The following is a 5,395-nucleotide window of genomic DNA, read 5'->3' on the forward strand; positions in this document are numbered from 1 at the left end:
GGTCGCGAGTTCGAATCTCGTCATCCGCTCCCACACGAAGGGCCCCTCCTGGCGGAGGGGCCCTTCGTCGTTCCGGGGCGTGCGGTCGGCCTCGTGCTCGGAGCACGGACGCCGACCGTCGGACGGGATCAGAGCCGCGGGCCGTCCACCCGCCAGTAGCCGCTGAACATGATCGCGCGCTTCGGTGCGATGCCGCGGCGGACGATCACCCGCCGCGCCGCCGTCGCGAGCGACTGCTCGCCGCACGTCCACACGTGGTCGCGGGGCGCGGCGGGGAGGTCCTCGAGGTGCGGCATGAGCAGGGCGCCCGGCACGGCGTCTCCGCGGTGCAGGACCGTGAGCGTGGCGCCCTCCGGGACCTCGAGGGCGGGGACGTGGTCACGGCCGGGCACCTCCAGGACGACGTCCATCCGGCCCCCGTGCGGCGTGCGACGCTGCGCGGCGAGGGCGGCGGCGATGCTCGGGACTGCGGTCTCGTCCCCCACCACGAGGTGCGACTCCCCCGCCGCCGGCAGACGATAGGCGCCCGTCCCGGTGCGGAAGCCGGCGACGTCGCCCGGACGTGCGGTGCGCGCCCACGTGCCGGCGGGGCCCGCATGGTCGTGCACGACGACGTCGACGTCGATCTCACCGACGGAGGGCCGGTGCTCGGCGACCGTGTACCACCGCAGATCCGGCCGCACGTCCTCGGGGATCCGCCCGACCGCTCGCCGCGCATTGAGCGCCGCGGGATCGGGCATCACGAGCGCCCGCCCCGGGGGCGGGGTGAGCAGCCCGAAGTACTCGTCGCAGCCCTGCGGGGTGAACGTGCGGAACTCCTCCGCGGCGAACGTGAGACGACGCAGCCGGGGGGCGAGCAGCCACGTGGCGCGGACCGTCATGGTCCACTGCGGATACTCGTCGCGGTCAACGGGCATCGCCTGGCCGAGGGCCGCGAGCCCGCGGTAGGCCTTCATCTGCAGGGCCTCGACACGCGAGGGACGGGCGGCAGGCGGGGGGAGGACGGAGGAGCTCGTCATCCGGTCAGCATAGGTGAGCCTCACCTTTGCTGGAGTCCTCCCTTTGAATACGTCACGTCATTGTTGCGTATTTGCTTTCTTAGGTAAGGCTTTCCTACTGTGCGGGACGTCCGTGGCGCACGCCGCCCGGAGCCGACGACCCCCTCACGGAAGGCCCTCCCATGCTCCCTCGCCTGTTCGGACTCGGCGATCCCGCCGCCTACCTCGACGCCACCGGCAGGGCGGCCCGGGTGGCCGTCGACACCGCCTACGACCGCGCGGGGGTCCACCCGGACACCCCGTCGACGCACCTGGCCGACGCCGTCGGCGCCGTCGACTTCTCGCAGCCGACGGGCAGCCTCGACGACGCCCTCGCCGAGGTCGCGGAGCTCTACGCCCACCAGACCACCGCCTACCACCACCCGCGCTATGCCGCTCACCTCAACTGCCCGGTCCTGCTCTCCAGCACCGCAGCGGACACCGTGCTCGGGGCGCTCAACACGGCGGTCGAGTCCTGGGACCAGGCCCGCTCCGCGGCGCTCATGGAGCAGCGGCTCCTGGCCGAGGTCGGACGCTGGTGCGGGTTCGCCGCGGGCGACGGCGTCTTCACCTCCGGAGGGTCGGCCTCCAACCTGCAGGCCATGACGCTGGCCCGCGGCCGCGCCGTGCAGCGCCTCACCGGCCACGCCGGGCTCGCCGACCTGCCCGCCGAGGTGCTCGGCTCGCTGCGCGTCTTCGTCAGCGCCGCCACGCACTACAGCATCGCCAAGGCAGCCGGCCTGCTCGGGCTGGGTCGCCACGCCGTGGTCGTCGTCCCCACCGACGCCGCCGGGCGTCTGGACCCCGGGGCCCTGGCCGAGGCGGTCGAACGTGAGGTGGCCGCCGGTGCCGTGCCGATGGCCGTCGTCGCGACGCTGGGGACCACCGACCGCGGCGCCATCGACCCGCTGCCGGCCATCGCCGACGTCGCCGAACGCCACGGGATGTGGGTCCATGCGGACGCGGCCGTGGGCGGGATCCTCGCCGCGAGCGCGGCGACGCGCCACGAGCTGCCGGGGCTGCACCGTGCGGACTCGGTGACGATGGACTTCCACAAGACGTTCTACGTGGGGCTGGCCTGCAGCGCGCTGGTGGTGCGGGACGCCGAGAGCCTGCGCCATGTGACGGTGCATGCGGACTACCTGAACCCGGAGGACAGCGTCCATCCGAACCTGGCGGATCGGTCCTTGCAGACGAGCCGCCGGTTCGACTCGCTCAAGCTGTGGCTGACGCTGCGTGAGCATGGGGCCGAGGCGGTGGTGTCCCTGTTCGCGGGGGCGCGCGAACGCACGCGGCAGGCGTGCGGGATCCTGCGGGCCCGGCCGACGTTCGCGGTGCTGGAGGATCCGACGCTGGTGACAGTGCTGTTCCGGGTGCGGGCCGAGGGACTGTCGGAGGAGGAGTGCACGGCGGTGCAGGCGGCGACGCACCGGGAGCTGGTGGCCGGCGGGCGCGCGCTGATCGCGACGACAGTGGTGGACGGGGTGCCCCATCTGAAGTTCACGATCCTGAACCCCGCGGTCACCTCGGGCGAGCTGGAGGAGCTGGTCGACGTCGTGGAGGAGGCGGCGCTGCGGCACGTCGACGCGGTGCGGGCGAGCCGTCATCGGTGTCGCGGGGTGGCGCGGACCCGTCCGCATGGCCCGTCGGTCGCCGTGTCCTGCACGCTCCCCGCTTCGGCGGGGCCACGTCCGTCCGCGGCGCGCGTGGACGAGCACGGAGAGCAGGTGTGCGCATGAGCCCGGCGTCCACGTCCCCCCGCCGCGTGCTCGCGATCGGGCTGGGCCCGTTCAACCTGAGCCTGGCCGCGCTGGCCCACCCGCTGCCCGACGTCGAGGTGGAGGTGGTGGAGAGCCGCGACGCGTTCGTGTGGCACCCGGGCATGATGCTGCCGGGCGCGCAGATCCAGGTGCCGTTCCTCGCGGACCTGGTGACGTTCGCGGACCCGACCTCCCCGTACTCGTTCCTGGCGTATCTCAAGGCGATGGGCCGGCTGCACCGCTTCTACATCCGGGGTTCCTGGTACCCGCTGCGGCGGGAGTTCTCGGACTACTGCGCGTGGGTGGCAGCCCAGCTGCCCGGCATCGCCTACGCGACCACGGTGACGGCGGTGCGGTGGGACGATCAGGCGGACGAGTTCGTGGTGGAGGCGGCCTCCGCGGCCGGGACCAGCACGCACCGGGCCGACCACGTGGTGGTGGGCACGGGCACGGTGCCGTCCCTGCCCGCGCCGCTCGCGCGCGTCGCGGAGGAGTCGGCCCGGGTCGGCGCGTCCCCCGTGGTGCACACGGGTGAGTACATGGGCCGTCGCGAGGACATCGCCGGGGCCGGGTCGGTCCTGGTAGTGGGCAGCGGCCAGTCGGCGGCGGAGTGCGCCCTGGACCTGCTGAACGCGGGCCACCCGGACCTCACGTGGGTCACGCGCTCACCCCGGTTCTTCGGCATGGAGGTCGGCCAGCTCACGCTCGAGCTGACCTCGCTGGACTATGAGCGGCACTTCGCCACTCTGCCCCGGGCGCGGCGGGATGAGATCAACGCATCCCACCGGTCCCTGTACAAGGGGATCAGCGAGTACACGATCGAGGACGTCTACCACGCGCTGTACGAGCGCCAGGTGGGTCCGCTGGACCCGGCCCGGCTGTGGCCGGGCACGTCGGTGGCGGACGCCCGCCTGGTCGCGGGCCCGGGTGCGCCCCGGGTGGAGGTCACCCTGCGCGACGAGGAGACCGGGGTGACCGGGCGGCACGTGGTGGACCGTGTCGTCGCGGGCACGGGCTACCGCCACCCGGACCATCCGTTCCTGGAGCCGGTGCGGCACCTGCTGCGCGCGGAGGACGGTCGGACGACGGCGAACGCGGACCACGCGATCGACGTGAGCGGCCGCCGGATCTTCGTGCACAACACCGCCGAACAGCCCCTGGGGCTCACCGGCCCGGACCTGGGCATGGCGGCGGAGCACAGCGGCCGCATCCTCAGCACGATCGCCGGCCGTGAGGTCTACGCGCAGGCCGAGTCGATCGCGTTCCAGGACTTCGGTGCCGTCGCGGCGGGCGTCCGGTGAGCGCCGTGACGCCGCCGCAGACCACCGTGGACGGTGCGGCCGCGAGCGCGGCCCGTCGTGTGGAGCTCCGTCCCGTGGGCGCGCAGGACCATCCGCTGCTGCACCGGTGGGTGACGTCCCCGCACGCCGTGTACTGGGAGATGACGGAGGCGGGTCTGGCCGACGTCGTGGCCGAGTACGAGGCGATCGCCGCGCACCCGCACCACCACGCGCACGTGGGGCTCGTGGACGGGACTGCGACCTTCCTGGTGGAGGTCTACGACCCGGCCCACTCGGAGCTGGCCGGACGGTATGCGGGCGCGCCCGGCGACGTCGGCCTGCACGTGCTCGTCGCCCCGACGGACACCCCGGTGCCCGGGACCACGGACCTGGTGATGGCCGCGGTGGTGCGCTGGTGCCTGGCCCAGCCGGGGGCGCGGCGCGTCGTCGTCGAGCCGGACGAGCGCAACGCCGCCATCCGGGCGAAGAACCTGGCCGCCGGGTTCACGGAGCTCGGTCCCGTGGCGCTGGGATCCAAGACGGCGATGCTCTCGATCGCCACGCCCGAGTCCTTCACTGCCAGCCGGATCGGCGTCCTCGCCGCCGGGCTGGACCTCACCCTCCCCGAGCCCCCGCTCCTCCTCACCCCCGACAGGCAGGTGTCCGCATGACCCCCGTCCCCCCGTCCTCCCCGTCCCGCCTGGACGCGCTGACGGCGCCGACCGCCCGGCACGCCCACCGGCTGCTCGTCGCCAAGGCGATCCGCGAGTTCACCCATGAGCGGCTCCTGACGCCGGTGCGCGGCGAGCGGGTCGACGACGCCGGCCGCCACGCCTACACGCTCACCCTGGGCGGGGTGCGGTGGACGTTCACCGCGCGTGCCCTCCCGCTCGAGCACCTCGGCGTGGATCCGGACTCGGTGTGCCGTGCCGGGGATCCGGACGCGGTGGCCGTCGACCGCTTCGTCCTCGACGCGGCCGAGGTGCTCGGGCTGGCCGGCGAGGCGCTGGACGTCTATCTCGAGGAGCTCGCCTCCACCTTCGCCGCCCGGTGCCACACCCTGGCCGGCGAGCGCCCGTCCGCCGCCGACCTGGTGGACGCGGACTACACGGCGGTGGAGGCCGCCATGAGCGAGGGACACCCGGGCTTCGTGGCCACCAACGGCCGCATCGGCTGGGGGGCCACGGAGTACGCGATGTTCGCCCCCGAGGGCGGGCGGGCGCTGCACCCGGTGTGGCTCGCGTTCCCCTCCGAGCTCGGGGGACGGTGGACCTGGCCCAAGACCGCGAGCGCGGGCGCCGCCGTGCCGGCGCCGCCC

At 74.1% G+C, this 5,395-nt stretch carries 5 protein-coding genes; 4 read left to right on the plus strand and 1 reads right to left on the minus strand.

Translation table 11 applies throughout. The annotated features are described in order from the left end of the window. Positions 1–128 precede the first annotated feature (128 nt). Complete coding sequence (locus HMPREF3105_RS02360; RefSeq protein WP_083325272.1) at positions 129–1,019, minus strand: siderophore-interacting protein; 891 nt, start codon at positions 1,017–1,019, stop codon at positions 129–131. A gap of 161 nt (positions 1,020–1,180) precedes the next feature. On the opposite strand from HMPREF3105_RS02360, the gene HMPREF3105_RS02365 reads away from it, so the two are divergent. From HMPREF3105_RS02365 to HMPREF3105_RS02380, 4 genes are all read left to right on the plus strand, one after another. After that, the gene (locus tag HMPREF3105_RS02365; protein ID WP_070708689.1) at positions 1,181–2,776 is read left to right on the plus strand and encodes a pyridoxal phosphate-dependent decarboxylase family protein; all 1,596 of its coding nucleotides are present in this window, start codon (positions 1,181–1,183) and stop codon (positions 2,774–2,776) included. Beyond that, positions 2,773–4,098 (plus strand): lysine N(6)-hydroxylase/L-ornithine N(5)-oxygenase family protein, encoded by a 1,326-nt coding sequence (locus HMPREF3105_RS02370; RefSeq protein ID WP_043279265.1) that lies wholly within the window; start codon positions 2,773–2,775, stop codon positions 4,096–4,098. The genes HMPREF3105_RS02365 and HMPREF3105_RS02370 overlap by 4 nt, the downstream gene beginning before the upstream one ends. 5 nt (positions 4,099–4,103) lie before the next feature. Further along, entirely contained in the window at positions 4,104–4,748 is a 645-nt protein-coding gene (locus HMPREF3105_RS02375) for a GNAT family N-acetyltransferase (RefSeq protein WP_223246401.1), read from the plus strand. Then, positions 4,745–5,395, plus strand: a 651-nt coding sequence (locus HMPREF3105_RS02380) for an IucA/IucC family protein (RefSeq protein WP_305791316.1), incomplete at its 3' end; no start/stop codon positions are given. The genes HMPREF3105_RS02375 and HMPREF3105_RS02380, both read left to right, overlap by 4 nt.

It is taken from the genome of Micrococcus sp. HMSC31B01 (genome assembly GCF_001816085.1).
GTDB classification, from domain to species: Bacteria; Actinomycetota; Actinomycetes; order Actinomycetales; family Micrococcaceae; genus Micrococcus; species Micrococcus luteus.